Origin of the sequence: Ramlibacter sp. (genome assembly GCF_035548915.1) — a bacterium.
GTDB lineage: Bacteria > Pseudomonadota > Gammaproteobacteria > Burkholderiales > Burkholderiaceae_C > Ramlibacter.
In genome coordinates this window covers 78010-104033 of the sequence record NZ_DASZSE010000028.1, presented here as the reverse complement: position 1 = coordinate 104033, position 26024 = coordinate 78010, and the positions used below count along the sequence as shown (strand labels likewise).

The 26024-nt window shown below is 67.7% G+C and carries 28 protein-coding genes; 10 read left to right on the top strand and 18 right to left on the bottom strand.

Going from position 1 to position 26024, the window contains the following annotated elements; translation table 11 throughout:
- The first annotated feature begins 3 nt into the window (after window positions 1–3).
- The 3 genes from ruvA to ruvB are packed head-to-tail and all read left to right on the top strand — an operon-like array spanning window position 4 to window position 2484.
- Window positions 4–576 carry a Holliday junction branch migration protein RuvA gene (gene ruvA, locus VHA82_RS09175; RefSeq protein ID WP_325542725.1) on the top strand — a complete coding sequence of 191 codons (573 nt, stop codon included), beginning with the start codon at window positions 4–6 and terminating at the stop codon, window positions 574–576.
- A gap of 4 nt (window positions 577–580) precedes the next feature.
- Window positions 581–1429, top strand: a complete 849-nt coding sequence (locus tag VHA82_RS09170; protein ID WP_325542723.1) for a C13 family peptidase — start codon at window positions 581–583, stop codon at window positions 1427–1429.
- Window positions 1426–2484 carry a Holliday junction branch migration DNA helicase RuvB gene (gene ruvB, locus VHA82_RS09165; protein WP_325542721.1) on the top strand — a complete coding sequence of 353 codons (1059 nt, stop codon included), beginning with the start codon at window positions 1426–1428 and terminating at the stop codon, window positions 2482–2484. Before VHA82_RS09170 ends, ruvB begins: the two co-directional genes overlap by 4 nt.
- On the opposite strand, the gene VHA82_RS09160 is transcribed toward ruvB, so the two are convergent.
- The 9 genes from VHA82_RS09160 to VHA82_RS09120 form a co-directional block, all read right to left on the bottom strand.
- Entirely contained in the window at window positions 2433–4208 is a 1776-nt protein-coding gene (locus VHA82_RS09160) for a lysoplasmalogenase family protein (protein WP_325542719.1), read from the bottom strand. The genes ruvB and VHA82_RS09160 overlap by 52 nt on opposite strands.
- 48 nt (window positions 4209–4256) lie before the next feature.
- Window positions 4257–5453 carry a DSD1 family PLP-dependent enzyme gene (locus VHA82_RS09155; RefSeq protein WP_325542716.1) on the bottom strand — a complete coding sequence of 399 codons (1197 nt, stop codon included), beginning with the start codon at window positions 5451–5453 and terminating at the stop codon, window positions 4257–4259.
- The gene (locus VHA82_RS09150; protein WP_325542714.1) at window positions 5422–6069 is read right to left on the bottom strand and encodes a histidine phosphatase family protein; all 648 of its coding nucleotides are present in this window, start codon (window positions 6067–6069) and stop codon (window positions 5422–5424) included. The genes VHA82_RS09155 and VHA82_RS09150 overlap by 32 nt, the downstream gene beginning before the upstream one ends.
- A 55-nt stretch (window positions 6070–6124) precedes the next feature.
- A complete protein-coding gene (locus tag VHA82_RS09145) occupies window positions 6125–6745 on the bottom strand; it encodes a DUF4136 domain-containing protein (protein WP_325542712.1) in 621 nt (206 codons plus the stop codon).
- Window positions 6746–6792: 47 nt separating this feature from the next.
- The gene (ttcA, locus tag VHA82_RS09140; protein WP_325542710.1) at window positions 6793–7692 is read right to left on the bottom strand and encodes a tRNA 2-thiocytidine(32) synthetase TtcA; all 900 of its coding nucleotides are present in this window, start codon (window positions 7690–7692) and stop codon (window positions 6793–6795) included.
- Window positions 7693–7697: 5 nt separating this feature from the next.
- Window positions 7698–8342, bottom strand: coding sequence for a DUF1345 domain-containing protein (locus tag VHA82_RS09135; RefSeq protein WP_325542708.1), 645 nt, complete (start codon window positions 8340–8342; stop codon window positions 7698–7700).
- Window positions 8339–9127, bottom strand: coding sequence for a class I SAM-dependent methyltransferase (locus VHA82_RS09130; RefSeq protein ID WP_325542707.1), 789 nt, complete (start codon window positions 9125–9127; stop codon window positions 8339–8341). Before VHA82_RS09130 ends, VHA82_RS09135 begins: the two co-directional genes overlap by 4 nt.
- An 88-nt stretch (window positions 9128–9215) precedes the next feature.
- On the bottom strand, window positions 9216–9605 hold the full coding sequence (locus tag VHA82_RS09125; protein WP_325542705.1) for a response regulator: 390 nt from the start codon (window positions 9603–9605) through the stop codon (window positions 9216–9218).
- An 81-nt stretch (window positions 9606–9686) separates the two neighbouring features.
- Window positions 9687–10055 carry a dihydroneopterin aldolase gene (locus VHA82_RS09120; RefSeq protein ID WP_325542703.1) on the bottom strand — a complete coding sequence of 123 codons (369 nt, stop codon included), beginning with the start codon at window positions 10053–10055 and terminating at the stop codon, window positions 9687–9689.
- 65 nt (window positions 10056–10120) lie between these two features.
- Here VHA82_RS09120 and VHA82_RS09115 point away from each other — a divergent pair, with 65 nt between their 5' ends.
- From VHA82_RS09115 to VHA82_RS09105, 3 genes are read left to right on the top strand one after another with little or no spacing between them, the layout of a single operon-like run.
- The gene (locus VHA82_RS09115; protein WP_325542700.1) at window positions 10121–11200 is read left to right on the top strand and encodes a class I SAM-dependent methyltransferase; all 1080 of its coding nucleotides are present in this window, start codon (window positions 10121–10123) and stop codon (window positions 11198–11200) included.
- 28 nt (window positions 11201–11228) lie between these two features.
- A complete protein-coding gene (locus VHA82_RS09110; RefSeq protein ID WP_325542698.1) occupies window positions 11229–11423 on the top strand; it encodes a DUF2905 domain-containing protein in 195 nt (64 codons plus the stop codon).
- Window positions 11420–12343, top strand: a complete 924-nt coding sequence (locus VHA82_RS09105; RefSeq protein ID WP_325542697.1) for an ROK family protein — start codon at window positions 11420–11422, stop codon at window positions 12341–12343. The genes VHA82_RS09110 and VHA82_RS09105 overlap by 4 nt, the downstream gene beginning before the upstream one ends.
- A 13-nt stretch (window positions 12344–12356) precedes the next feature.
- Here the strand turns inward: VHA82_RS09105 and VHA82_RS09100 are convergent, their stop codons facing one another.
- From VHA82_RS09100 to VHA82_RS09070, 7 genes are read right to left on the bottom strand one after another with little or no spacing between them, the layout of a single operon-like run.
- A complete protein-coding gene (locus VHA82_RS09100; RefSeq protein WP_325542695.1) occupies window positions 12357–13583 on the bottom strand; it encodes a multifunctional CCA addition/repair protein in 1227 nt (408 codons plus the stop codon).
- Window positions 13584–13638: 55 nt separating this feature from the next.
- Window positions 13639–15468 carry an acyclic terpene utilization AtuA family protein gene (locus VHA82_RS09095; RefSeq protein ID WP_325542693.1) on the bottom strand — a complete coding sequence of 610 codons (1830 nt, stop codon included), beginning with the start codon at window positions 15466–15468 and terminating at the stop codon, window positions 13639–13641.
- Complete coding sequence (locus VHA82_RS09090; RefSeq protein WP_325542691.1) at window positions 15465–15737, bottom strand: DUF2164 domain-containing protein; 273 nt, start codon at window positions 15735–15737, stop codon at window positions 15465–15467. The genes VHA82_RS09095 and VHA82_RS09090 overlap by 4 nt, the downstream gene beginning before the upstream one ends.
- Before the next feature lie 20 nt (window positions 15738–15757).
- Complete coding sequence (gene mrdA / locus VHA82_RS09085) at window positions 15758–17818, bottom strand: penicillin-binding protein 2 (RefSeq protein ID WP_325542689.1); 2061 nt, start codon at window positions 17816–17818, stop codon at window positions 15758–15760.
- Entirely contained in the window at window positions 17815–18333 is a 519-nt protein-coding gene (gene mreD / locus VHA82_RS09080; RefSeq protein WP_325542687.1) for a rod shape-determining protein MreD, read from the bottom strand. The genes mrdA and mreD overlap by 4 nt, the downstream gene beginning before the upstream one ends.
- A gap of 37 nt (window positions 18334–18370) precedes the next feature.
- Entirely contained in the window at window positions 18371–19294 is a 924-nt protein-coding gene (gene mreC, locus VHA82_RS09075) for a rod shape-determining protein MreC (protein ID WP_325542685.1), read from the bottom strand.
- Between the two features lie 48 nt (window positions 19295–19342).
- Window positions 19343–20386: a rod shape-determining protein gene (locus tag VHA82_RS09070; protein WP_325542683.1), complete on the bottom strand. Its 1044-nt coding sequence runs from the start codon at window positions 20384–20386 to the stop codon at window positions 19343–19345.
- 129 nt (window positions 20387–20515) lie between these two features.
- Between VHA82_RS09070 and gatC the strand changes: the two genes are divergently transcribed.
- From gatC to gatB, 3 genes are all read left to right on the top strand, one after another.
- Entirely contained in the window at window positions 20516–20815 is a 300-nt protein-coding gene (gene gatC / locus VHA82_RS09065; protein WP_325542680.1) for an Asp-tRNA(Asn)/Glu-tRNA(Gln) amidotransferase subunit GatC, read from the top strand.
- A 79-nt stretch (window positions 20816–20894) separates the two neighbouring features.
- The gene (gene gatA / locus VHA82_RS09060) at window positions 20895–22361 is read left to right on the top strand and encodes an Asp-tRNA(Asn)/Glu-tRNA(Gln) amidotransferase subunit GatA (protein ID WP_325542678.1); all 1467 of its coding nucleotides are present in this window, start codon (window positions 20895–20897) and stop codon (window positions 22359–22361) included.
- Window positions 22358–23824 carry an Asp-tRNA(Asn)/Glu-tRNA(Gln) amidotransferase subunit GatB gene (gene gatB, locus VHA82_RS09055; protein WP_325542676.1) on the top strand — a complete coding sequence of 489 codons (1467 nt, stop codon included), beginning with the start codon at window positions 22358–22360 and terminating at the stop codon, window positions 23822–23824. The genes gatA and gatB overlap by 4 nt, the downstream gene beginning before the upstream one ends.
- A 21-nt stretch (window positions 23825–23845) precedes the next feature.
- On the opposite strand, the gene VHA82_RS09050 is transcribed toward gatB, so the two are convergent.
- Together VHA82_RS09050 and pyrE are read right to left on the bottom strand one after the other, a co-directional pair.
- A complete protein-coding gene (locus tag VHA82_RS09050; protein WP_325542674.1) occupies window positions 23846–24508 on the bottom strand; it encodes a DUF4124 domain-containing protein in 663 nt (220 codons plus the stop codon).
- A 23-nt stretch (window positions 24509–24531) separates the two neighbouring features.
- Window positions 24532–25212 carry an orotate phosphoribosyltransferase gene (gene pyrE / locus VHA82_RS09045; RefSeq protein ID WP_325543094.1) on the bottom strand — a complete coding sequence of 227 codons (681 nt, stop codon included), beginning with the start codon at window positions 25210–25212 and terminating at the stop codon, window positions 24532–24534.
- Here pyrE and VHA82_RS09040 point away from each other — a divergent pair.
- Window positions 25211–26017: an exodeoxyribonuclease III gene (locus tag VHA82_RS09040; protein ID WP_325542672.1), complete on the top strand. Its 807-nt coding sequence runs from the start codon at window positions 25211–25213 to the stop codon at window positions 26015–26017. The two genes, pyrE and VHA82_RS09040, sit on opposite strands and share 2 nt — an antisense overlap.
- Window positions 26018–26024: the final 7 nt, after the last annotated feature.

Sequence of the window (26024 nt, the reverse complement as noted above, 5' to 3'; positions counted from 1 at the left end):
GGAATGATAGGCAGATTGACGGGGACGTTGTCCGAAAAGAACCCGCCGCAGGTGCTGGTGGACTGCCACGGCGTCGGCTACGAGGTCGACGTGCCGATGAGCACGTTCTACAACCTGCCGGGGCTGGGCGAGAAGGTGTCGCTGCTCACGCACTTCGTCGTCCGCGAGGACGCGCAGATACTCTTCGGTTTCGGGTCGGCAGCCGAACGCGGCGCCTTTCGCCAGTTGATCCGCATCTCCGGCGTGGGGCCGCGCACGGCGCTTTCGGTGCTGAGCGGCATGAGCGTGGGCGACATCGCCCACGCCGTGACGGCGCAGGACGCGAGCCGGCTCATCAAGATTCCGGGCATCGGGAAGAAAACCGCCGAGCGGCTGCTGCTCGAGCTGAAGGGCCGTCTCGGCGCCGACATCGCGGGCCCGGCGCATGCCGCCACCGATGCGCAGGCCGACATCCTGCAGGCGCTCGTCGCGCTCGGCTACAGCGACAGGGAAGCGGCGGCGTCGCTCAAGGCGCTGCCGCAGGACGTGGGCGTGAGCGAGGGCATCAAGCTCGCGCTCAAGTCGCTTGCGAAGTAAGGGCATGAGGCACGTCATGTCGCTGCGATGGATGCGCGCTTTCCTGCTGGTGCTGCTGACATGCGCCGCGGCCTCTTCCTGGGCAGTCGAGGCGTTTTCCGGCAGCGACGCGCTGCTGCAGGCCCAGCTGGAAGCCGCTCACGCCTCGCTGGCCGCCGAGCGGCCGCCGCGCCTCGTCTTCGCCGGGTTCGCCATGCATTCGGGGTCCAGCGCATTCCGCGGCGACGTCGAGCTCGCGGCCGAAGTGATGCGCGAGATCGATCCGCGCGCGGTGATGTTCGAACTCGCGAATCCCCCGGCCGGCCGCGAGGCCGACTGGCCGCTTGCGACGCGCGGCAACATCCGCACCGTGCTGCAAGCGATCGCACGCGACGTGCGGCCTTCGGACAAGGTCGTGCTGCTTTTCACCACGCACGGCTCGGCGCGCCTGCTCGGCGTGCAGGAGGCCCAAGGCCGGCCCGATGCGATCGAGGCGAGCGAGCTGCAGGACTGGCTCGCCCCGCTGCGCTCGCGGCCGGTGCTCGTGCTCGTATCGGCCTGCTATTCGGGCTCGTTCGTGCCGGCGCTCATGGCGCCCTCGCACATCGTGCTCACGGCCGCTTCGTCGACGCGGTCCTCGTTCGGCTGCAAGTCCGACAGCCGCAACACGTTCTTTGTGGAAGAACTGCTGCGGCAGGACGATCTGCTCAGTCATTCGCTCGTCGAGATCGTGGATCGCGCCCGGACGGCCATCGAGCGGCGCGAGAGCGCGATGCGTCTGCTGGCTTCCCAGCCGCAGTCGTACTGGGGCTCCGACGCACAGGCCTGGGCCCGGCAGCCACTCGCGTCGTGGCTCGGGACGAAGCAGCAATGACGATCCAGACCGACGATTTCGCGCCACCGCCGGCCAAGCGCGTGGTGTCCGCGGCCCCCGCGTCGCCGAACGAGGAGGCGCTGGAACGCGCATTGCGCCCCAAGCTGCTTGCCGAGTACGTCGGGCAGGCGAAGACGCGCGAGCAGCTCGAAATCTTCATCGGCGCGGCGAGAAAGCGCGGCGAGGCGCTCGACCACGTGCTGCTCTTCGGCCCCCCCGGGCTCGGCAAGACGACGCTTTCCCACATCGTCGCGCACGAACTGGGCGTGAATTTGCGCCAGACCTCCGGCCCGGTGCTCGAGAAGCCGAAGGACCTCGCCGCGCTGCTCACCAACCTCGAGAAGAACGACGTGCTCTTCATCGACGAGATTCACCGGCTCTCACCGGTGGTCGAGGAAATCCTCTATCCCGCGCTGGAGGACTACCAGATCGACATCATGATCGGCGAAGGCCCGGCCGCGCGCTCGATCAAGCTCGATCTGCAGCCTTTCACGCTGGTGGGCGCGACCACACGGGCCGGGATGCTCACCAATCCCTTGCGCGACCGCTTCGGCATCGTGGCGCGGCTGGAGTTCTACAGCGCCGAGGAGCTCGCGCGCATCGTGCGGCGCAGCGCCGGGCTGCTGCATGCGCCGATCGATCCGCAAGGCACGATGGAGATCGCGAAGCGTTCGCGCGGCACGCCGCGCATCGCCAACCGGCTGCTCAGGCGCGTGCGCGACTACGCGGATGTGAAGGGCACGGGCCACATCACCGAGGACATCGCGCAGAAGGCGCTCGCGATGCTCGACGTCGATCCGCAGGGGTTCGACGTGATGGACCGCAAGCTGCTCGAAGCCGTGGTGCATCGCTTCGACGGCGGTCCGGTGGGACTCGACAACATCGCGGCTTCGATCGGCGAGGAGCGCGACACCATCGAGGACGTGATCGAGCCGTACCTGATCCAGCAGGGGTACCTGCAGCGCACGCCGCGCGGGCGAGTGGCGACGCTCGCGGCCTATCGTCACCTGGGCGTGGCGCCACCGAAGGCGGCGGGGGAACTCTTCTCCGAATGAGGCCGGGTGGTGGAGGGCGCTGAACGGTGCGCGGCACCGCGCGCATGGTGGACGATCAAGCACTGCGCCAGGTAGTACGTCGCCAGCACCGCGAACTGCCCCATCGGCACAGCCACTGCGAAGCGGTGGATCGCGAGCGTCGAATCGCTCAGCATGAAGAAGGCCGCCCCGATCGCCACGCCCAGCGAGGCGCCGTCGCGCAGCACGGTCGCGCGGCCGATCGCCTGCGCCGCCATCAGGCAGATCACGATCGTGTAGGCAGCCACGGCCACCTTCAGCACCGGCGGCAGGTACCCGAACAGAAAGGCGTACATCGCGAGCCCGGGCACCGCGACCGCCACCAGCGCCCGGCGGCTCGGCAACCACGGCACGCCCGACTTGAAGAGCGCGATGTAGCACAGATGCGCCACGAGAAAACTCACGAGGCCGGCAAGGAAGTAGCCCGGCACCATGAGAAGGACATCGCCCGCGAGCGAGCACGCGAGCGCCGCGAGCAGCAGCGAATCGAAGCGCGTGCGCGACCTCGCATGAACGAACGCGATCGCAAGCAGCATCGCCAGCGGTTTCGCGGCGTGATGCAGCGTCTGCAGGCCCAGCGCACCGCTCGCGGTCGCGAGCGCCGCGGCCTGGACCATCAGCACCTCGAGCATGGAAAGCCGACCCTGCATCGCCACACCGCTTGCCCATAGTGCTGCGGTCAGCGCGGCGAGCCACACGAACGCATCGCCGATGGGCATCGTGTCGGCATTCCAGAGATACGCGATCGAGCAGGCGAGCCCTGCCGCGAACTGCGCGGCCGCGAACCACAGCATGCCCCGGGTCATCGGCGGATGGAAACGCCGCACGGCCGCCAATTCGAAGGGGGCCTTCGCAAAGCGTTCGGCGACGTCGGCCGGGCGCCATCCCGCCGGCCTGATCCACACGAGCACCTTGTTCTTCCAGCTGCGGGTGTACCAGGCGTCGCGCGCGAGCGACCAGTAGACCTCGAAATTGGACCAGAGCGGATCCCAGCTGCGAAGCGGCGAGCGCGTGCCGTACACGCAGCGTTCGCCTTCTTCGGTGAAGCTGCCGAAGAGGCGGTCCCACACGATCAGCACGCCGCCATAGTTGCGATCGAGGTACGGGTCGTTCACCGCATGGTGCACGCGATGGTTGGAAGGCGAGCAGAACCAGCGGTCGAACCAGCCGAGCTTGCCGACGTGTTCGGTATGCACCCAGAACTGGTAGAGCAAGTCGATGAGGCCCACCACCGCGAAGACGAACGGCGGCACGCCCGCGAGCGCCATCGGCAGATAGAAGACCCAGCCGAGCAAGTGCCCCGTGCTGGTCTGGCGCAGCGCCGTGGAGAGGTTGTAGTCCTCCGACTGGTGATGAACCACGTGCGCGGCCCAGAGGATCGCCACCTCGTGCCCCGCGCGGTGCAGCCAGTAGTAGCAGAAGTCGTAGAAGACGAGGGCGACGATCCAGCCGTACCACGACATCCAGAACGCATCGTTGCGAAACAACGCGACGTGCGTGAACACCGCGGCGTACAGCCCGATCTTCAGGAACGGCATCAGCACCGCGCTCACCTGGCTCAGCATGCCAAGCGAGATGCTGTTGATCGCGTCGTTCAGGCGGTAGGTATTGCGCCCGCGTCGGTGGCCCCATGCGACTTCCAGGCCGATCAGGCCGAAGAAGACCGGCGTGGCCAGGACGATGATCTGCGATGGGCTCAGGGCCATGGACGTGGTTCGGCGCTCGCGCGCGGCTACCCCACCTGCGCAACCGGCTCAGGTAAGCGCGCCGCGTGCATCCACGCGGATGATACGTTCCACGCGGCCCTGCTTCAGGCCGCCCGCCACGCCGATCATGTGGTTGTGCAGGTTCACGGTGGGGTCGCAGTGCCCGGGCACGAGCCACACGATTTCGCCGAGCCTCGCCAGCCGCTGCGCGGGGTCGCGCGGCTTCAGGATGCCGTGCTCGTCGCCGCCATTGGCGTATTCGAGCTGCGCGCCGTCCTCGAGCGGCACGACGCGGGGCAGCCCCGAGTCGATCGCATGGCACTTGTGCCCCGCATCGCACACCGCGTGCTGCAAGCCGGTGCTGATCACCTGGCTCTTCACGAAAAGGGCGTGCTCGAAGTGCGGCTGCGCCGGATCGCGTTCGTTCAGCGCGTAGTCGACGTCCATGAAGAGAAACGAGCCCGCCTGCAGCTCCCCGAAGACGCCGCTCGCGGATTCGCACACCATGCTGCCGGTGCCCGCGCCGGTCACGAGTTCCACGGGGATGCCCTCGGCCTCGATCAGGCGGCGCGTGAAGGTCACGTCCTGCACCACCACGCTGATCAGGTCGCGCCTTTCCTGCGCGCTGCGCACGTGCTGCGCGCGGCCGTGATACGCCTGCAGCCCGGCGAAGCGCAACGCCGCGTGACGCCGGATCTCCTGCGCGAGGTCCACGGCCTGCCGCCCCGGCGTGACGCCGCAGCGGCCCTGGCCGACGTCGATCTCCACGAAGACGTCGATCACCGCGGCGTTGCCGGCCGCATGGCGGGCATCGTTCATCGCCTGCGCGAGGCGGCGGATGCCCTCCATGCTGTCGACCGCGATCGCGAGCTGTCCGTTGTCCGCGGCGAGCCGATGAGCGAGCGCGGCGACGCGGGCCAGCTTGTGCGGCGCGATCACCTCGTTGCTGATGTAGACGTCGTTCACGCCGCCCGCGACCATCGCTTCGGCCTCCGCGGTCTTTTGCACGCACACGCCCACGGCGCCCGCCTGCATCTGCAGCTTGGCGAGGGCGGAGCTCTTGTGCATCTTCGCGTGCGGCCGCCACCGGATGTCGTGCTTCTTCGCGAATTCGGCCATGCGCGAGAGGTTGCGCATCATGGCGTCGATGTCGACGACCAGTGCGGGCGTGTCGATCGCGTCGACGCCTTGCTTCAGGATCTGCTTGAGCGAATCAGAAAGAGGTGTTTTCGTCGGCAGGGGCATCGTCGTCCAGGTGCTGGGTGTCGGACCAGCCGACCAGCGTAAAGCCCTGCGGAGTCCACAGCAAGCGATTGATCGCGCCGTTCGGCAGTTGCCAGGTGCGCGGCGAGTTCACTTCCTGGCCGGTGGCGATGCGGTACAAGGTGTCGAGCACGCCGCCGTGGCACACCACCACGATCTGTTCGCCCGGATGACGGGAGGCGAGTTCGTGCACGGTGCGGCCCACGCGCTCGCGCAGCTCGATCAGCGACTCGCCGCCTTCCGGTGGCTGCCATTCGGGCAGGCGCTGCCGCCAGTTGTGCGCCTCCTCGGGCCACGTCTCGCGAATCTCGTCGAACGTGCGGCCCTCGAAGAGGCCGAAGCGCCTCTCGCGCAAGCCCTCGTGCGGGATCACCGGGACACCGAGGCGTTCGGAGATGCAGCGCGCGGTCTCGTGCGCGCGGCCGAGGTCGCTCGAATAAACGGCCGTCACCGGCTCGCCGGCGAGCGCGCTACCCACGCGGCGCGCCTGCCAGCGGCCCGTGTCGTTGAGCTCGACATCCATCTGCCCCTGGATCCGGGAGTCCACGTTCCAGGCAGTCTCACCATGCCGGACGGCAATGATGCGGGTGGCTTCCATAACCACCCATTGTATGGAGACCCGCCGGATTGCAAGGAGAGTGCGTGACGGATTGTCAGGAAGCAGCCGCCTTCTTCTCGCCGCCCACCTGGATGTCCACGCGGCGCACGCCCTGCGGGGGATTCGGGAAGCCTTGCAAGGCGGCATGAAACATCGCGGGCAACACGGAAGTGTTATCGAGCCAGGGCCCGTCGTTGACCGCGCGGGTTTCGTAGACCACCTTGTTCGACGCGAGTTCGCGCACGATCACGTTCACTTCGCGGTGGTACCAGGGTGAATCGCCGAGCCGCGTGCCGAATCCGATCCCGAGCCCGCCGTGGCGGCCCCAGCCCCATCCGCCGAAACCCCAGCCGAAGCGATCCCACGGATCGGCGTAGGGCGAGAGCATCGGCTGCACGCGCGCCGTCACCTGCACCGCGAAGCGCGGCGCGGCATCGTTACGGCGAAAACCGGCCTGGAACAGCGCCTGATCGGCGAAAGCCTCGAGCTGAGCCTGGTTGGGATCGGCCTGCTGCGAAGGCGTGCGGTCGAACCGGTAGCTGAGCTGCGACGCCGCCGCGGGCAGGCTGGAGAAGGACTGGACCTGGTTGTCGAGCTTGTAGCCCGTGGCGCAGCCCGCGAGCAGGCCCGCGGTGGCCATGAGGCCAGCGCACGCGAGGCGCGTGATGGGACGCATACGTTCCTCCATTCCGAAGAGGCCGCCCCCTTTGGCGAAGGCAAGCCTCAGAGCTTGACGACCTGAAGCGCGGGCAGTGCCGGCACAGCCGGGAACTCATCCACGTCGAAAGCCTTGTCACCGTTCGCGTCCGGCACGCCCATGGCTGTCAGACCCCGGAAATCGTGCAGCGTTCCGTCGGCCAGGTGGGAAGGTACGACGTTTTGCAACGCCGAGAAGAGGTTTTCCACGCGGCCGGGGTGCTGGCGCTCCCACTCGCGCAGCATGGCGCCGACCTGCTTTCTCTGCAGGTTCTCCTGCGAGCCGCAGAGCGTGCAGGGAATGATCGGGAACTGCCGGTGTTCGGCCCAGCGCACGAGGTCCCTTTCGGGGATGTAGGCGAGCGGCCGGATGACGACGTGCCGCCCGTCGTCGCTCACGAGCTTCGGCGGCATGGCCTTCAGCTTGCCGCCGAAGAACATGTTGAGAAAAAACGTCTGCAGGATGTCGTCGCGGTGGTGGCCGAGCGCGATCTTCGTTGCGCCCAGCTCGCTCGCGACGCGGTACAGGATGCCGCGTCGCAGCCGCGAGCAGAGGCTGCACATCGTCTTGCCCTCGGGAATCTTGTCCTTCACGATGGAGTAAGTGTCCTGCTCCTCGATGCGAAACGCGACGCCGATGGACTTCAGATAGTCGGGCAGCACGTGCTGCGGAAAGCCAGGCTGCTTCTGATCCAGGTTGACCGCCACGATGTCGAACGCGACCGGCGCGCGTTGCTGCAGCTTCAGAAGGATGTCCAGCAGCGAGTAGCTGTCCTTGCCGCCGGACAGGCACACCATCACCTTGTCGCCCGGCTCGATCATGGTGTAGTCGCCGATCGCCTGGCCGACAAGGCGGCACAGGCGCTTTTCGAGCTTGTGGGTTTCGCGCTCGATCCTGTGCCGGCGTTCGATGAAGACTGCGCTCATGGCCGTCATTGTCCCACCAGCCCGGCCGCGATGTTGATCGTGAGGCCGAGGATCGCGACGTTGAAGAGGAACGCGAGCACCGACTGCGCGAGTACCGCCGCACGCATGGTGCTCGAGAGCACCGACACGTCCGCCGTCTGCGCCGCCACCGAGATGGTGAACGAGAAATAGAGGAAATCGATGTAGCGCGGGTGCTGCGGATCGTCGGGAAAACGCAGCGGCCGGCTCGACGCGTCGGCGCTGTAGAAAAGATGCGCGTAGTGGAACGTGTAGATCACGCCCACGAGGAGCCACGAGCCGAGGATCGTGAGGATCGTGAGCCCGTAGTGCGGCAGCGCCTGCGCCGCGCTGTTGCCGCGCGTGGCCGCGAGCTCCAGCACGATCGCTGCGACGCTCAGCATGGCGGCGGCCGACAAGACGGCGAGCATGGTCGCCGTGCTCGCGTCTTCCTGCTGCGCGATCTCGCGCAACTGCGCCGCGCTCGCGCGCAGCATGTGCCAGCCCATGAGGGCGAGATAGCACCACACGCCGGCGTTCCAGGCGACGAGGGCGCGCGTGACGAAAGGCCAGCCGGGCGGCAACAGGAAAAAAGAGACGAATCCCAGGGCGGATGCGGCCGCGAGACGCGGGCGGTGCCTCGGATGGATCATGCTTGCTTGATGCAGGCCCAGTAGTGCCGGGCGAAGCGCCGCTTCAGATCCATTTCGCCCGCGCCGAACCAGCCGTGCATTTCGAACACGCGCGAAAACCCCGCGCGCTGCAGCAGCTCCACGTGAGACGCGATGTCCATCCAGAGCGACACCGGATTTCCAACCGACGACTCGGGTTTCGTGATGTCCTCCGCGTATTCGCGGTAGCGGATGGCGAGCCCCTCGTGCAGGCGCGTCTTCCAGGGCGACAGCGCGGCGCGGAAGTTGCATTCGGGCAGGTCTGCGTCCTCGGGCGCCACGTGCGTGTCGAGATAGAGAAGGCCCCCCGGCGCGGCGAGGCGACCCAGCTCGCCGATGTAGCCGGCCGGGTCGTCCAGGTGGTACAGCAGGCCCGAGCAGAGCACCACGTCGAATGCGGCGCCGGGCCGGAACTCGCGCACGTCGGACCGCACGAATTCCATCGCGCCCGCGGCATCGAACCAGTCGCGCACGAGCAGGCACCGCTCGAGGTTGTCCTCGCGCGCTTCGACGCCCACTACGCGCAGGCCCGCGCGCCACAGCTCGTAGGTGAGACCGCCTTCGAGGCAACCGAGGTCCACGGCCGTCTTGCCGCCGGCACCCCCGGGCACGAAAAGGCGCAGGGCGTCGTGGATGGCCTTCGTGCGCGGCGACTCGCCGATGAGCGGCTCGCCCGGCCGCGTGCAAAGGCCGGGCGCGAGCGGAATGTTGTGGGCGACGAATTTCGCGGCGCAAAGGCGAGCTCGCGCGGGGGCGTCTTGCGGCATGCGGGCGATTCTAGAGACTGCCGCTTCGCGTCGCCCACGGCGTCGCGCGCGAAGCGGGGCGGACGGGGTCGGCCGGGGTCAGCCGAGGTCAGGCAGGATTGGCGATCCGCTTGTCGTCGGCGAGCACGAAGCGCACCGATCGTGCCAGTTCCGCTTCGGTGAACGGCTTGTGCAGGAAAGTCGTGTCCGGCTCCTCGGTCTGGGGCGTTCCCCAGGCTTTCGCCGAAATGAAGAGGACCCGCGCGTCGGGTTGCCGGTCGGCGACGGCGACGGCCAGCTCGAAGCCGTCGAGCTTGTCGCCGAGGTTCACGTCCGCCACGACCAGGTCGAACACCCGCTCGTCGAGGATCGGCAAAGCCCGAGTCGCCGAATCCGTCTGCGTGACCGCGAAGCCCAGGTCTTCGAGCCACAGGGCGACGAGTTCGCGCACCAGCGGGTCGTCATCCACCAGCAGCGCGCGCAGAGGTTTGTGATCCATAGGGCATATCGTGCGCGCCCGCAAGCCTTGCGCCTTAGGAATTTCTCCTATGCGCCCTCAGGGTCATTCGCACAACGGGCGTCACCAGAGCCCGGTCTCCATCCGGATCGCCACCTCGCAATCGTCGAAGATCCGAAGCTTCGCGATGCGCACGCGCACGCCGAGCACGCCGGGAAGCTGCATGAGTCGATTGCAGAGCTTGCCGATGAGCGATTCGAGCAGGTTCACGTGCTGCGCCGTGCACTCGTCGATGATGATGCGGCGCACCTTGCGGTAGTCGAGCACGTGCGTGATGTCGTCGTCGCGCGGCACGAGCGGCTGCGTGCCGAGGTTCAGCTCGGCATCCACCAGGATCGGCTGCGGTGCGGTCTTCTCGTGATCGAGGATGCCTACGTTCGCGTCGAACCTGAGCCCGGTGAGCGTGAGGATCTGAGTGCCGGCCTTGGTCATGACTTTCGGTTCCTGGCTTGAGGGAGAAGTCGCGGGCGTTTCGCTCGTTCGGGGACAATCCGGCGATGACCGATGACGCACCGAGTGTAACGACGGCGCTCGCATCCCTGCTGGAGCGGACGATCGTCCGGGCCGAGGGGTGGCTGCCGTTCGATCGCTTCATGACCCTCGCGCTCTACGCGCCTGGCCTCGGCTACTACGCCAACGACGGCCGCAAGTTCGGGGCCATGCCGTCGTCGGGCAGCGACTTCGTGACGGCTCCCGAGATGTCGCCGCTTTTTGGCCGCACGCTCGCCGTGCAGCTGGCCGAAGCGCTCGAGCGCACTGTCACCGACGAGCTCTGGGAATTCGGCGCCGGCACCGGCGCGCTCGCGAAGGAGCTGCTCGCGGCACTGCCCGTGCGGCACTACCGCATCGTCGAAGTGTCCGCGGCGCTGCGCGCGCGCCAGCAGGAGGCGCTCGCCGCGCACGGCGAGCGCGTGCAGTGGGTGAGCCAGCTGCCCGAACGATTCTCGGGCGTGATCGTGGGCAACGAGGTGCTGGATGCCGTGCCGGTGAAGCTCATCGCGCGCAAGGGCGGCGTATGGCATGAACGCGGTGTGTCGACCGGTTTCGCGTGGGCCGATCGACCGACGGCGCTGCGCCCGCCCGTGCAGATCGAGGGCGATCACGACTACGTGACCGAAATCCATCCGATGGCCGAAGCCTTCATTCGCACGCTGGCCGAGCGGCTCGAACGCGGGGCCGCCTTCTTCATCGACTACGGATTCCCCGAAGCCGAGTACTACCACCCTCAGCGCAGCGCGGGCACGCTGATGTGTCATCGCGCGCACATGGCCGATGCCGATCCGCTTTCCGGCATCGGCCTGAAGGACATCACCGCGCACGTGAACTTCACCGGCATCGCGCTCGCGGCGCAGGAGGCGGGGCTGAAGACGCTCGGCTACGCGACGCAGGGCCGCTTTCTCGTGAACTGCGGCCTCGTGCAGCGGCTCGAAGACGCGACGCTCGCCGACCGCGCGGCCGCGCTTCGCCTCATGGCCGAGCACGAGATGGGCGAACTCTTCAAGGTGCTCGCGCTGCACAAGGGCGCCTACTGGGACGCGGTGGGCTTTCGCGAAGGCGACCGCAGCCACACACTCTGAGGCCGAATTTCGGCACACTGCGAATTCCATGATCCGCTGGTTCATCGTCGTCTTTCTCGCGCTGATGCTCATCGGCTGGTTCTCGCCGTGGCTGCAGAAGCTCGGCTTCGGCAAGCTGCCGGGCGACCTGCGCTTCAGGCTCTTCGGCCGCGAGGTGTTCGTGCCCTTCACCTCGACGATTCTCCTCAGCATGCTGGCCGGCGCGATCGCGAAGTACGTATGAAAGCCTGCATCGACATCGGCGGCACCAAAGTCGCGGTGAGCCTCAACACCGGCGCCGGGCTCGACCTCCTCGCGCGCCGCAGCGAACCCACCGCCAAGGTCGGGGATAGCGGCGCGCTCGCGCGGCAAGTCATCCGCATGGTGGACGACGCCTGCGCCGAAGCGGGCGTCGCCCCCGGCACGGTGCAGCGCGCAGGCGTGTCGTCGTGCGGGCCGTTCGTGCTGCGCGCGGGGCTCGTGGAGATCGCCGCGCCCAACATCTGCGGCGGCCTCGCGGGGCCGGACCGCGGCTTGCCCAACGACTGGACGACCGCCTTGCTCGAAGCGCCGTTGCGCCATCGATTTGCCGAAGTGCGCGTGGAAAACGATTGCGTGGCGGCACTGGAGGCCGAGCGCCGCTGGGGCGCGCTGCAGGGCTTCGAGCACTGCGCCTACGTCACGTGGAGCACGGGCATCGGCATGGGCGTGTGCGTCGACGGCCGCGTGCTGCGCGGCAAGAACGGCAACGCGGGGCACGGCGGCCACATGTTCGTGAGCGACAACGACGAGGCGCTCTGCGGCTGCGGGAATGTGGGCGACGTCGAGGCGCTCGTCGCCGGCAATTCGGTCGCGCGGCGCTTCGGCGCCGATGCGGCGACGTTGCTTCAGCAGGCGCAGGCGGGCGACGCGAAGTCCGAGGCGACGGTCGAGGAGCTGTGCCGCGTGATGGGACGCGCCCTGTACAACCTCGTGGCCATCCTCGACCTGCAGCGCGTGAGCCTGGGCGGAAGCGTCTTCTTCCATCACCGGGCCTACCTGCTGCCGCGACTGCAGGCCGAAGTCGAACGGCATTTCCCAGCGCTCACGGCCGGCAGCGAACTGGTTGCGGCGGGACTCGCGGACCGGGTAGGCGACTACGCCGCGCTGGCGCTTCTTGTGTGACGCAGCGGCCGCTTCACGCGGAAAGCGCCTGCTCCACCGCGTGCACGCGCGCCTCGTGGATCAGCTTGCCGATGCGCGGGCCGGTCACGTCACGTTCCTGCGCCTGCGCCGCGATCTGCGCGGTGGGCACCTGCTGCGCCGCTGCCAGCGCGGCCAGCAGCCGTGCGCGCTGCGGATACGGCTCCTCTTCGAGTCCGAGGCGGCCGCGCGCATCGCATTCGCAAGCGAGCAATGCCTGCTCGAAACGCTGCGGCTTGCGCAGCGCGTCGCAGCGTTCCAGCAGCCGGACGATCGCCGCCGCGCCGTAGGCGCTCGAACGGTGGATGTTGCCATGCTCGCGCGCGACCACGTGCGCGAGTTCGCGCGATTCGGAAGGCACGCGCAGCCGATCGCACACGCCTTGCAGCAAGGCCACGCTGCGCTGCTCGTGCCCCACGTGGCGCGGCAGCACTTCGGCGGGCGTCGTGCCCTTGCCGAGATCGTGCGTGAGGCAGGCAAAGCGCACAGCCAGCGGCGCGGCAAGCCGCGCGCTCATGTCGAGCACCATCATGAGGTGAACGCCGGTGTCGACCTCCGGGTGATAGTCGGCTCGCTGCGGCACGCCCCACAGGCGATCCACCTCGGGCAGCAGCCGGGCGAGCGCACCGCATTCGCGCAGCACCTCGAACATGCGGGAGGGCTTGGCTTCCATGAGCCCGCGCGCGAGTTCCTGCCAGACGCGCTCGGGCACCAGCGCGTCCACCTCGCCGGCCGCGACCATCTCGCGCATGAATTCCACCGTCTCGGCGGCGACGGCGAAGTCCGAAAACCGCGCGGCGAAGCGCGCCACGCGCAGAATGCGCACCGGGTCCTCGCGAAACGCCTGCGTCACGTGGCGAAGCACCTTGCGCTCGAGGTCCGCGCGGCCGCCGAACGGATCGACGAGCCGCCCTTGTTCGTCGCGGGCCATCGCGTTGATCGTGAGGTCGCGCCGCGCGAGGTCCTCTTCGAGCGTGACGTCGGGCTCCGCGTGGAACGCGAAGCCGTGGTAGCCGCGCGCGGTCTTGCGCTCGGTGCGCGCGAGCGCGTGCTCTTCCCTCGTGTGCGGATGAAGAAACACCGGGAAGTCCTTTCCCACCGGCAGGAAGCCGGCGCTGATCATCTGCTGCGGCGTCGCGCCGACGACGACCCAGTCGCGGTCGTTCACCGGCAAGCCCAGCAGGGCGTCGCGAACGGCGCCCCCTACCATGTATGTCCGCATGGTTCGAGTTTAGCGACGGGACGCCATGGGCCGCGTCGGGCGCGGCCGCTTCGGATCAGCAAGTGCCGAGCTGATCGGCGATCGACATCGGAACGCGCACTGGCATGTCGAGCAGAATCTGCGCGTTGCCCTTGCCGAGCGGATCGAAGCGCGCCGACGCGGGCCCGCCGCCCGCGAGCGCCGCGTGCAGCATGAAGTTCATGGCATGCGTGCCAGGCAGATGGAATCGTTCGACGCGCCCGCGCACCATGTGCGCGAACCGCTCCCGCACGGCCTCCGGGGTGAGGCGCGCCCACAGGAGCGGCAGCCATTCCGCGCGCCGCGCGACGATGCCGATGTTGGAGATGTCGCCCTTGTCGCCGCTGCGGCCCCAGGCGAGTTTCACGAGCGGCACTTCGACCTGCGCCTCGCCCACGGGGTCGATCCACGCCGCGGGTGGCGCGAGGGATGCCGCGGGTTCGACCACGGCCACGCCGTGCGCAGTCTCCACGTCGAGCGAATCCTCGCCGATGCGCACGCGCACAGGCACTCGCGACTTGGCGAGCAGGAACGAGAACGGCTTCACGAGCGGCGAGGGCGATGGCCGACCGCCCGAAGCCATCGTCGTGCCGGGCGACCATGACGTGCCGGCCGGTGCGACCTCGCGCGCGAAGAGGGCGAGCGCCTGCTTTTCGGGGTGATCGACCACCACGCGCACCATGACTTCGCGCGACCCTCTCGTGCGGGAATGGGCGCCGTAGAGCGATTCGCAACCGAAGAGCTCGATCTGCACGTTCGCGTAGTCCGCCATGCCTTGTGCCAGCAGCATTGCGCGCGTGCGCTCGACGATGGCTTCGCCCGTGCGGCGCGCCTTGCGCGCGGCATCGATGCCAACCACCGCGATCGTCCCCGCGCAGCGCCAGCCGTCCAGTTGCGTCGCGGACACCTTGTACGTCGCGGAAGGCGCGCGTCCGCGCGCGCCGAAGACGCGCACGCGGTCCGGTGCGGCCTGTTCGATGCGCACCTGCCGAAAGTCGCAGGTCACGTCGGGCAGCAGATACGCGCCCGGGTCGCCGATTTCGTAGAGCATCTGCTCGGCCACGCAGGCGCGATCGATGAGCCCGCCGGTCGCGGGCGCCTTCACGAGCTCGAAGCTGCCGTCTTCCGCGCATTCCACGATGGGGTAGCCGATGTGCGCCCAGTCGGGCACGCGATCCCAGTCGGTGAAGAGGCCGCCCGTCGCCTGGCAGCCGCATTCGATGATGTGTCCGGCGAGGCTGCCGCCCGCGAGCCGGTCGTAGTCCCGAGCCGACCAGCCGAATTCATGGATCAGCGCGCCGAGCGTCACGGCGCTGTCGACGCCGCGCCCGGTGATGACGATGTCGGCCCCCGCGGCGAGCGCGCGCGCCACCGGCAACGCGCCGAGGTAGGCGTTGGCACTCGACACGCGGGTGGGAAGGGGCTCGCCGGTGAACATGTCGCGCACGCCCTCGTCGCGCAGCGCGGGCATGAGCGCGCTCACGTCGTCGCCGTCGACGACCGCGATGCGCGGCGAGAGGCCCATCGAGGCGGCCAGCGCCTGCAGCGCATCGGCACACGACTTCGGATTGATGCCGCCCGCGTTGGCGACGACCTTGATGCCGCGCGAACACACCTCGGGCAGCACGGCTCGCATGGCGATATCGACGAAGTCGGTGGCGTAGCCGAGTTCGGGATGTTTCGATCGCGCGGCCGCGAGAATCGCCATCGTGGTTTCGGCGAGGTAGTCGAACACGAGGTAGTCGATCATCCCCGACGCGACGAGCTGCGGCGCGCCCGCGGCGCTGTCGCCCCAGAAGCCGCAGGCGCCGCCGATGCGCACGCTTCGGCGCGTCGCATCGGACAGAGCCGAAGCCCTCGTGTTCATCGGCGCCGCCCCGGCGCCTTGTCGAATTTTCTCCAGTACTGGAACTCCTCCTCGTGCACTTCGCAGTCGAGCTCGTCCACGCGAAAGCGCCACTTCTCCTGCACGTCGCGTACCGCCTGGTTGTAGATCGCGGGTGCGATCTCTTCGAGGAAAAAGCCGAGCAGCCCGGCCGCGGCCACGTTGCCGATCCGCTCGTCCATGTTCTCGCGGAAGTACCGCTCGATGGAGGAGACCGCCTGCTGCCGGGTGTCCTTGGGGAGATCGATCATGCGGCGAATTGTGCAGCCAGTCACCGGGTCTGCGCCATGGGCCTCGCAGCGCTTTCCACCGCCGCCACCGCCGCCACCGCCGCCGCCGAAGCCGGCAGCGCGGGCACGCCCGTCGCGCCGCCCGGGCCGCCTTTCGGCGCGAGCGGCACGTCGCTCGCGTTGCGCGGCGTGCCGATCGGCGCCGTCGCCTGGCCCTTCTGCACGGCCGCGATGTCTTCCTCGCTCGGATACTGGCCGAGCAGCCAGTAGTCGATCGCGCGCCGCGCGATCGGCGCGGCGTTCGCGGCGCCGAAGCCCGCGTTCTCCACCACGAGCGCCACCGCGATCTTCGGATCGTCCGCGGGCGCGTACGCGATGAAGAGCGCGTGGTCGCGATGCCGCTCGTCCACCTGCGACGCGTTGTACTTGCTGCCCTGCGCGATGCCCACCACCTGCGCCGTGCCGGTCTTGCCGCCGCTCGAATAGGGTGCGCCCTTGAATGCGGAAGCCGACGTGCCCTCCACGTTCACGCCCACCATCGCCTTCTTCACGAAGGCGAGGTTTTCGGGCTTCACGTCGAGCTTGGAAATCACCTGCGGCTCGATGTGGCGGTTTTCCTTCGTCGTGATGTCGGTGATGTCGCTCACGAGGTGCGGCTTCATCCGCACGCCGTCGTGCGCGAGCATCGACACGGCGCTTGCGAGCTGCAGGATGGTGAAGTTGTTGTAGCCCTGGCCGATGCCAAGCGAGATCGTCTCGCCCGCATACCACTTCTGCTGCTCGGGCTTGCGATACGCGGCGCGCTTCCACGCCGTGGACGGCAGCAGCCCCTTCGATTCGCCCGCGATGTCGATGCCGGTCAGCTCGCCGAAACCGAACTTGTCCATGTAATCGTGAATCGTGTCCACGCCCAGGTCGTTGGCGAGCATGAAGTAGTAGGTGTCGCACGACGCCACGATCGACTTGTACATGTCGACCACGCCGTGGCCGCCCACCTTGTCGTCGCGAAACTGGTGGTTGCCGAACCAGAAGTAGCCCGGATCGTTGATCGTCTGCTGCGGCGTGCGCTTGCCCGTCTCGAGCGCGATCAGCGCCATGTACGGCTTGTACGTCGAGCCGGGGGGGTAGGTGCCGCGCAATGCGCGGTTGAGCAGCGGCTTGTCGATCGACTCGTTGAGCGCCTGCCAGTTTTCCGTGTCGATGCCGTCCACGAAGAGGTTCGGATCGAACGTGGGCTTGCTCACGAAAGCGAGGATCTCGCCCGTCTTGGGCGCGATGGCGACGAGCGCGCCGCGCCGGTCGCCGTAGAGGTCCTCGATCAGCTTTTGCAGCTTGATGTCGATCGACAGCTTCACCGTGTTGCCGGGCGTGGCCGGGCTCGAGCCGAGCCGGCGCACGGCGCGCCCCCCGGCGGAGGTTTCCACCTGCTCCACGCCCGTCACGCCGTGCAGCGTCGACTCGAAGCTCGCCTCGACGCCGAGCTTGCCGATGTATTCGGTGCCGCGGTAGTTGGCCTGCTCGTCCTCGGGCCACTCCTCGATCTGCTCCTTCTCGGCCTGGTTGATGCGGCCGATGTAGCCGATCACGTGGCTCGCGAGCTCGCCCCACGGGTAGCTGCGAAACAGGCGCGCCTTGATGTCCACGCCCGGGAAGCGGAAGCGCTGCGCCGCGAACTTGGCGACTTCCTCATCCGTGAGCTTGGTGCGCACGGGAATCGAGTCGACGCTCTTGCTTTCTTCCAGCAGCTTCTTGAAGCGGCGGCGGTCGCGCGGCGTGATCTCGATCACCTTCTCCAGGTCGTCGACCACCGTGTCCAGAGCCCGGTCCACGCGCGAGGGCGTGATCTCCAGCGTGTACGCCGAATAGTTGCTCGCGAGCACGATGCCGTTGCGGTCGAGGATGAGGCCGCGGTTGGGCACGATCGGCACGATCGCGATCCGGTTGTTCTCCGCCTGCTCGGCGAATTCCTGATGGCGAAACACCTGCAGCCACACGAGGCGCGAAACAAGAAGCAGGAAGCACACCAGCACCGCGAGGCTGGCCGCGAGCACCCGCGCGCGAAAACGCGAGAGATCCTGCTCGACGTTGCGCAGCTCGGTCACAGCGGTCTATTCTCGTCCGGATCGGGCGCCCTGCGCTGAGGCGCGAGCAGGACGATCGTGACGATCGGCCACAGGATGGCCTCGATCACGGGAGCCAGGACGATCTGCGGGCCCGGAAAGGCGCCGCCGGCCACCATGCGCAGCGCGAGCTCGATGGCGTGCGATGCCGCGAAGAGCGGCAGCACCTGCACCGCCTGCGAAGGCACCTTGAACCAGAGCAGGCGGCGGTGGATCGTGATCGCGAAATACGTGAGGGCGGTGTATGCGAGCGCGTGCTGCCCGAGGAGCGCGGCCTGGTGCACGTCCATCGCAAGACCGAACAGGAAGGCCGTGCTGATGCCGATGCGCAGCGGCTGGTGCACGCTCCAGAACACGAGCACGACGGCCACGACGTCCGGCCGCCAGGGGATTCGCCCGAGCGGCAGCATGTTGATGAGAAGCGCCGCGAGCAGGCTGAACCAGATGAAGAAGGGGTTGGCCGGCAGCAGCAGCGGCTGGCCCGGGCGCATGATCATCGGGGCCTCCGGGAGCTGGCCGCAACGAGCGGGAAATTCATTTGCGCAAGCCCTTTTCCTTCCTCGCGGCGGCCGTCGCGTCCTCCGGCGCCGCCGGACGGGGCGGCAACTGCGAAGAGATCGGCTTCACCACCATCACGTGCCGCGCGCTGTCCACCGCGCCCTCGGGCCGGCAGACGATGTGCGCGAAAGCGGAGTCGGGGCGCTTTTCGACCTTCACCACTTTCGCGATCGGAATGCCGGCCGGGTACACGGCGTCCACGCCGCTCGTGGTGAGGAGGTCTCCCGCCTGCACGTCGGCATTGGCGGCCATGTAGCGCAGCTCGAGCCCGCCTTCGTGCGGGTCGCCATAGGCGACGCCGCGCGAGCCGGTGCGCGTGTTGAGAACGGGGATCGCCTGGTCGCGGTCGGTGACGAGCGTCACCTCGCTCACGAGCGGGTCCACGCGCGTCACCTGCCCGAGCACGCCCGACTCGTCGATCACCGGCGAGCCCGCGACCACGCCCGAGGTGAGCCCCTTGTCGATGATCACCTTGCGCGTGTACGGATCGGCCGCCTCGTAGAGCACCTCGGCCGCCTGGCTGGGCGTCGTGATGCGCTCGCGCAAGCCCAGCAGTTTGCGCAGCTGCTGGTTTTCGAGCGCGAGCTGCTGCGTCTGCACGGCGCGCAGCGACTGTTCGGCAAGACGCTTGCGCGCTTCCTGTTCGCGGGCCTGCGCGGAAGAGAGGGCCTCGAAGTAGTCGGATGCGATACGCGCGGCGAACACCGGCCGCATCGCGACCCATTGCACGGGGTAGAGCACCGTCGCGACTGCCGCGCGCAGCGGCTGCGTGATGCGAAACCGCGCATCGGCCACCATGAGAAAGAGCGCGAGCGCGCTGCACACCATCAGCTTGGACAGTGCCGAGGGGCCCTGCTTGAAGAAGGGGGGCGGCGTGCGGTCGAGGGTGCCGAGAGGCATCTTGCGATTTTGCTCCCTCTCCCGCTTGCGGGAGAGGGAGCCTTGGCGTCACTCGCTCGTGAAGATCGACCCCAGCCGCTCCATCCGCTCCAGCGCGATCCCGCAGCCGCGCACCACGCACGTGAGCGGGTCCTCGGCGACCAGCACCGGCAAGCCGGTCTCCTCGGCGAGAAGACGGTCGAGGTCGCGCAGCAGCGCGCCGCCGCCGGTGAGCATCATCCCGCGCTCGGCGATGTCGGCGCCCAGCTCCGGAGGCGTCTGCTCCAGCGCGTTCTTCACGGCCGAGACGATGTTGTTGAGCGGATCGGTGAGCGCTTCGAGGATTTCGTTGGAGGAGATCGTGAAGGAGCGCGGCACGCCCTCGGAGAGGTTGCGGCCCTTCACCTCCATCTCCTTCACTTCGCTGCCGGGGAAGGCGGAGCCGATCTGCTTTTTGATGCTCTCGGCGGTGGGCTCGCCGATCAGCATGCCGTAGTTGCGGCGGATGTAGCTGATGATGGCCTCGTCGAACTTGTCGCCGCCCACGCGCACGCTGCCCTTGTAGACCATGCCGCCGAGCGAGATCACGCCCACTTCGGTCGTGCCGCCGCCGATGTCGACGACCATCGAGCCGGACGCTTCGGACACGGGCAGGCCCGCGCCGATCGCCGCGGCCATCGGCTCCTCGATCAGGTACACCTCGCTCGCGCCCGCGCCGAGCGCGGATTCGCGGATCGCGCGGCGCTCCACCTGGGTGGAGCCGCAGGGCACGCAGATGATGATCCGTGGGCTCGGCTTGAGCACCGAGCGCGGATGGACCATCTTGATGAACTGCTTGAGCATCTGCTCGGTGACGGTGAAGTCGGCGATCACGCCGTCTTTCATCGGGCGGATGGCTTCGATGTTGCCGGGCACCTTGCCGAGCATGGCCTTGGCTTCGCGGCCGACGGCCTGGATCGTCTTCTTGCCTTGCGGCCCGCCCTCGTGACGGATGGCGACGACCGAAGGCTCGTCGAGCACGATGCCCTTGTCGCGCACGTAGATCAGGGTGTTGGCGGTGCCGAGGTCGATCGCCAGATCGGTCGAGAAATAGCGTCGGAAAGCTCCGAACATGGGGGGAAATCCTCGTCTTCTTCTGTGAAAGCGGCCCCGCGCGGGGCCGTCACACCAAAGGCGGGATAATACCCGATCCCCTCGTCGTAACCGGGCTCCTGTCGAGTCCGAAGCGAGCTTTTACACCTCATGTCCCTCAACTCCGAAGACATCGAGCGGATCGCTCACCTCGCCCGGCTCGAACTGAAGCCGCTCGAGCGCGAGCGGCTCCTCGCCCAGATCAACGGCTTCTTCGACATCGTCGAGCAGATGCGCGCGGTGGACACGAAGGGCGTGGAGCCCCTCACCCATCCCGTGGCCGCGCTCATGGACGTTCACCTGCGCCTGCGCGAAGACGCCGTGAGCGAGACGAACCAGCGCGAAGCCAACCAGCAAAGCGCGCCCGCGGTGGAGCGCGGGCTGTTTCTTGTGCCGAAGGTCATTGAATGAGCATCGCAGAGCCGCTTCAAGATGCGAAGGCCCCCTCGGGGGGCAGCGCAGTACACGCAGTGACAAGCGTGGGGGCTCGATGACCGCATTGCACGACCTTTCGATCACCGAGCTCGCTCGCAAGCTGCGCACCAAGGTGGTCTCCGCCGTGGAGCTCGCGCAGCACAGCATGGACCGCATCGAGGAGCACGGCAAGCTGGGGGCCTTCCTCGCCACCGACACGCTCGAGACGCTGCGCCAAGCGCAGGCCGCCGACGAGCGCATCGCCGCGGGCGACGACTCGCTGCTCGCCGGCATCCCGGTCGCGCACAAGGACATCTTCGTCACGAAGGCGTTCGCGAGCACGGCCGGCTCGAAGATGCTTCAGGACTATCGCTCGCCTTTCGACGCGACGGTGGTCGCGAAGCTCGCGCAGGCCGGGATGGTCACCGTCGGCAAAGTCAACTGCGACGAGTTCGCGATGGGCTCGTCGAACGAGAATTCCGCCTATCGGCCCGTGAAGAATCCGTGGGACGTGTCGCGGGTTCCGGGTGGGTCTTCGGGCGGCAGCGCGGTGGCCGTGGCCGCGCGCATCGTGCCCGCGTCGACGGGCACCGACACAGGCGGCTCGATCCGCCAGCCCGCATCGTTTTGCGGCGTGACGGGCATCAAGCCCACGTACGGCCGCGCGTCGCGCTACGGGATGATCGCGTTCGCGTCCTCGCTCGACCAGGCGGGCCCGATGGCGCGCAGCGCGGAAGACTGCGCGCTGCTGCTGTCGGCGATGTGCGGTCCCGACCCGGATCGCGACTCGACGTCCCTCGACATGCCCCCCGAGGACTTCACGCGCAAGCTCGACGAGTCCATCGAGGGCCTTCGCATCGGCTTGCCGAAGGAATTCTTCGGCGAGGGCCTGGGCGACGACGTGCGCCGCGCGATCGAGGAGGCGCTCGAGCAATTCGTGAAGCTGGGCGCGAAGATCGTGGACGTGACGCTGCCGCGCACGCAGCTTGCGATCCCCGTGTACTACATCATCGCCCCGGCGGAAGCCAGTTCCAACCTCGCGCGTTTCGACGGCGTGAAGTACGGGCATCGCGCGAAGGACTACGTCGATCTCCTCGACATGTACAAGAAGACGCGAGCGCAAGGCTTCGGCGACGAAGTGAAGCGCCGCATCATGATCGGCACCTACGTGCTCTCGCATGGCTACTACGACGCGTACTACCTGCAGGCGCAGAAGATTCGCCGCATGATCGCCGACGATTTCCAGCAGGCATTCAAGGAATGCGACGTGATCGCGGGGCCGGTCGCGCCGAGCGTCGCGTGGCACCTGGGCGCGCATGGCAGCGATCCGCTTGCCGACTACCTCGCCGACATCTTCACGCTGCCCGGCTCGCTCGCGGGGCTGCCGGGCATGAGCATCCCCTGTGGTTTCGGCGCGGCGGGCATGCCTGTGGGCATGCAGTTGCTCGGCAACTACTTCGGCGAAGCGAAACTCCTGAATGCCGCGCACAGGTTTCAGCAGGCGACCGACTTTCACCTTCGCAAGCCGGAGGGCGCGCTGTGAAGGCCGGCGCGAGCAGCAGCCGGTTGGTCCACGGCTGGGAAGTCGTGATCGGCTTCGAGACGCATACGCAACTTTCGACGCATTCGAAGATCTTCTCGCGCGCCGCCACCGCGTTCGGCGCCGAGCCGAACACCCAGGCCTGCGCGGTGGACCTCGCGCTGCCCGGCACGCTGCCGGTGATGAACAAGGGCGCGGTCGAACGCGCGATCCGCTTCGGGCTCGCGATAGGCGCGCGCATCGCGCCGCGCTCGATCTTCGCGCGCAAGAATTATTTTTACCCGGACTTGCCCAAGGGCTACCAGATCAGCCAGTACGAGATTCCGGTGGTGCAGGGCGGCGAAATCGCGTTCTTCCTCGGCGACGAGAAAAAGACCGTGCGCCTCGTGCGCGCGCACCTCGAGGAAGACGCGGGCAAGTCGCTGCACGAGGACTTCGTCGGGCTTTCCGGCATCGACCTGAACCGCGCGGGCACGCCGCTGCTGGAGATCGTGACCGAGCCCGACATGCGTTCGTCCGACGAGGCGGTGGCGTACGCGAAGGAGCTGCACAAGATCGTCACCTGGATCGGCATCTGCGACGGCAACATGCAGGAAGGGTCGTTCCGGTGCGATGCGAACGTGTCGGTGCGCAAGCCCGGCGAGCCGCTCGGCACGCGCCGCGAGATCAAGAACCTCAACAGCTTCAAGTTCATGCAGCAGGCGATCGACTACGAAGTCCGCTGGCAGATCGGGGAGCTGGAAGATGGCCGCGCGATCGAGCAGGCGACGGTGCTCTTCGATCCCGGCACCGGCGAGACGCGCGCGATGCGCACGAAGGAAGACGCGGCGGACTACCGCTATTTTCCCGATCCGGATCTGCCGCCGCTCGTGATCCCCGACTCGTGGGTGGACGTCGTGCGCAGCGAAATGCCCGAGCTGCCGCGTGCGATGGCCTCGCGCTTCGTGAAGGACTACGGCCTGCCGGAGTACGACGCGACGACGCTCACGCAGAGCAAGGCGATGGGGGCGTACTTCGAAGCGGCCGCGAAGGCGAGCGGGCAGGCGAAGCTCGCGAGCAACTGGATCATGGGCGAGGTGTCCCGGCGGCTGAACGCCCAGGAGATCGGCATCGAAGCCGCGCCCGTGCAGCCGCAGATGCTTGCCGCGCTTCTCGGGCGCATCCACGACGGCACCGTCTCCAACAACGCCGCGAGGCAGGTCTTCGACGCGTTGTGGACGGGTGAGGGTTCGGACGTCGATGCGATCATCGAGGCGAAGGGCCTGAAGCAGATGTCCGACAGCGGCGAGCTGGAGAAGATCGTCGATGACGTGATCGCCAGCAACGCCGCGAACGTGGAGCAGGTTCGCGCCGGCAAGGACAAGGCGTTCAACGCGCTCGTGGGCCAGGCGATGAAGGCGACCAAGGGCAAGGCGAATCCGCAGCAGGTGGGCGAGCTGCTGCGCAGGAAGCTGGGCATGCCGTAAGGGGCGGGCCCCGCGGGCTCCCTAAGGAGTCTTCGCCGCCCGCGCCGCCGCCGCGGCCTTCTGCTCGGCCCAGAGGCGCTGCAGCTTCGCGAGTTCCTCGTCGAAGCGCTGGTTCACGCGCTGCTTTTCCATTTCCTGGTTGGAGATGAAGCGCCTTTGCGCCTCGAGCGTCTGCTGGTTCTGGTCGATCTGGCGCTTCAGGATCGGTGGCATCTTCGCCGGGTCGCCGTGGTAGAACTCCGTTTCGGATTCGAGCTTCCTGCGCTGATCCTCCAGCTCCGCGATGCGCTTGTTCGCCGCGGCAATCACCTCCTGCACCGCGGCCAGCGCGTCGGATCGTTCCTTGTCGTGCGAAGCCTTGTCGGGATAGCGCGACATCATCGCGCGGTCGCGCTTGCGCTCGTCGGCTTCATGCGCCCGTTCCTCGGCGAGCTTGCGATTCTTCTCGTCCTCCATCGCCTGCTCCTCGGCGCTGAGCGTGGGCTTGAGCACGCGCTTCACGGTGCCGGTCGGAGTGAGCTCCTTTTGCTCGCGATCGATGCATTCGACGATCGGCCGGTCCGACGTCAGCCGGTGGCCCTTCGCGTCGATGCAAGTGTAGATGCCGGCTTGCGCCCATGCGCCATCCTGCGCGCCCGAGGCGAGCAGACATGCCAATGCAGCGATGTGCCTGGCCTGCGTCACGGCAGCCTTCTTTCCTTCCTTCTTCAGTCGACCCCGTAGCGTTCCCGGTAGGCGAGTACCCGTTCGTAGTGCGCCCCGAGGGTGTCGCCGGGACGCTCACGCAGATAGTGGAGCAAATCGGCAAGCCGTGCAATCGCGCAAACATGCAAGCCGAGGCGCTCTCTCACATATTGCACGGCGGAATGATCCACGTCATGTCCGTTCTCGGTCGCCTTCTCCTGGCGGTCCAGCGCGATCGCCACGCCCTGCGGCGTTGCCCCGGCGGCGCGGATCAGCGCGATGGATTCGCGGGTGGCGGTGCCCGCCGAAATGACGTCGTCCACGATCAGGACGCGGCCGCGCACCGGCGCGCCGACGAGCGTGCCGCCCTCGCCATGGTCCTTGGCTTCCTTGCGGTTGTAGGCGTAGGGCACGTTGCGCCCGGCGCGCGCCAGTTCGATCGCCACCGCGGCCGCGAGCGCGATGCCCTTGTAGGCCGGGCCGAACAGCATGTCGAACTCGATGCCCGAGCCGAGGATGCGGCGTGCATAGAATTGCGCGAGCCGGCCCAGTTTGGCGCCGTCGTCGAACAGGCCGGCGTTGAAGAAGTAGGGGCTCGCGCGTCCGGCCTTGGTCGTGAACTCGCCGAACGCGAGCACCCCCGCATCGACCGCGAACTGCACGAATTCCTGCGCCAGCGCGTCCTGGCCCGCATCAGTCACCATGGGAACATCTTCTTTCTTCAAACTGACCAGCCTGAACCTCAACGGCATCCGCTCGGCAGCCGGCAAAGGCGTGGAAGGCTGGCTTGCAAAGACCAAGCCGGATTGTATTTGCGTGCAGGAAGTCAAGGCCCAGGCGGCCGACGTCGAAGGCAAGTACGACGCGCTCGCCGGCCTCAGAGGCCACTTTCACTACGCGCAGAAGAAGGGCTATTCGGGCGTGGCCGCTTTCACGAAGCACGAGCCGAGCGACGTGATCGCGGGCTTCGGCTCCAAGGAGTTCGACCTGGAGGGCCGCTACGTCGAACTGCGCTTCGATTCGCCGAAACGCAAGCTCTCCATCATCAGCTGCTACTTTCCGAGCGGCTCTTCCGGCGAAGAGCGGCAGGCCGCGAAGTTCCGCTTTCTCGACGAGTTCGATCCCTACCTTGCCGCGCTGAAGAAGAAGCGCGAATTCATCCTGTGCGGCGACGTGAACATCGCGCACAAGGAGCAGGACCTGAAGAACTGGCGCGGCAACCGCAAGAACAGCGGCTTCCTGCCCGAGGAGCGCGCGTGGATGACGAAGCTCATGTCGGAGACCGGCCTGGTCGACGTCTACCGGCACCTGCAGCCCGAGTCGACGGAAGCCTGCTACACGTGGTGGAGCAATCGCGGCCAGGCCTATGCGAACAACGTGGGGTGGCGGCTCGACTATCACCTCGCCACGCCGAACGTCGCGTCACTCGCGCGCAAGGAATCGATCTATCGCAGGCAGCGCTTCTCGGATCACGCGCCGGTCACGGTGGAGTACGAGTTGCGGTTGTAAGACTCCG